The sequence below is a fragment of the Campylobacter sp. JH23 genome, assembly GCF_017846595.1.
In the GTDB taxonomy this organism is placed as follows: Bacteria; Campylobacterota; Campylobacteria; order Campylobacterales; family Campylobacteraceae; genus Campylobacter_D; species Campylobacter_D coli.
In genome coordinates this window covers 1-1,635 of record NZ_JAEQBP010000012.1, presented here as the reverse complement: position 1 = coordinate 1,635, position 1,635 = coordinate 1, and the positions used below count along the sequence as shown (strand labels likewise).

Here is a 1,635-nt window from a genome sequence, read left to right as displayed (position 1 = left end):
CTATGGACAACCCGACAGAAGCCCAGAAAGGATTTGGCGGGACTTCTATGTGGATGGTATATTCTGCTTTTCTAAGCGGTCTTTCCATATATATAACAGTAGGCTCTTTTATTTCTGCCTCCACATGATATTTTTCCTCAAGGATGGCACAAATGACTTCCATCTGCACATTCCCCAAAAAAGAAAGTATAATCTCATGCGTTGTAGTATCCACATAATATTGTAGAAGCGGGTCACTGTCGGAGATTTCTAAAAGTGCATCAAGTAACATTTCCCTTTGTTGAGGTTTGCTCGGTTCAACAGTTGTTTGGAGCATAGGGAGAGGATTTTCAATTCTCTCTCTCTGTGGCAATAGCTTTGTATCTCCAAGAACACTATTTAGCTTCAAAAACTCATTTTGCAAAATAACAATTTCCCCGGAATAAGCCTTATCAATTTTACATAATTCACCATTTATTGAAGTATACATTTCTGTAATTTTTATTTTTTCCTTTTCCGATATTCTAACCGAATCCCGCAAATGCAGGATTCCGCCATAAAGGCGTACATATGCAAGACGTTGTCTTTCTTCCGAATATTCAATCTTAAAAACCTGCCCGCATAGTTCAGATTGACCTTCAGGCGTTGATGAATAAAATTTACTGGCAATTACTTCTATAAGCTGCCGAATCCCCAGATTGTTTTTAGCGCTTCCGTGATAAACGGGAAATAACGTTCCGTTTTGGAATCTCCTGTTTTCTTCCTGTTCCAGTTCTGACATTTTAAACGGTTTCCCTGACATATATTTCTCTAATAGTTCATCGTTTCCCATAATTACCGCATCCCACTGTTCCATATCGTCATTGTCCGTTACATTTATATGGGGATGCTGCCCAACCTTTTGCTTCACTATAATTTCCGAAGAAAGCTTTGCTTTCATTTCCCGATATACCATTGGCAAATCAATCCCCTCTTGGTCAATTTTATTGATGAAAAAAATTGTCGGAATCTTCATTATCTGTAGTGCATGAAACAGTATACGGGTCTGTGCCTGTATGCCATCCTTTGCAGAAACTAATAATACTGCTCCGTCTAATACGGATAAAGAACGGTATACTTCCGCCAAAAAATCCATATGGCCTGGCGTATCTATAATGTTGACTTTTACATCCTCCCACTGAAAAGATGTCACTGCTGTCTGGATAGTGATTCCCCTTTGACGCTCCAAATTCATTGTATCTGTCCTTGTTGTGCCTTCATCTACGCTCCCTAGTTCTGCAATTGCACCACTGGTATACAATAAACTTTCCGTTAATGTTGTCTTTCCTGCGTCAACGTGAGCCAGAATGCCTAAGTTAATTATTTTCATGTAATTTTCCTCCTATCAACACCCAAAAAAGGGCATAAAAATACCCAGTGATAAATACTCCTATCACTGGGTAAATAACTCCAATAGCCCCAAAACACTTATATGTTTTCGGGCATATAAAATTACATGATAAAAGTATTCTTAAACTGGGTACAAAAAACTAAGCCCCATATTAAAAGTGAAACGGGACTGCTACTTTTTGTTCCCACTATCAAATTGACAGTTTATTTAAGAATACCTTGCCGCATATTTATTAACTCCTTGTATAATACTGAATCTAATTATAT

At 37.9% G+C, this 1,635-nt stretch carries 1 protein-coding gene; it reads right to left on the bottom strand.

Annotated features, from left to right (window positions below; genetic code table 11):
• Positions 1–1,348 (bottom strand): GTP-binding protein (locus KAR88_RS08695; RefSeq protein ID WP_192802450.1); only part of this gene is annotated, 1,348 nt, incomplete at its 3' end.
• Between the last annotated feature and the right edge of the window lie 287 nt (positions 1,349–1,635).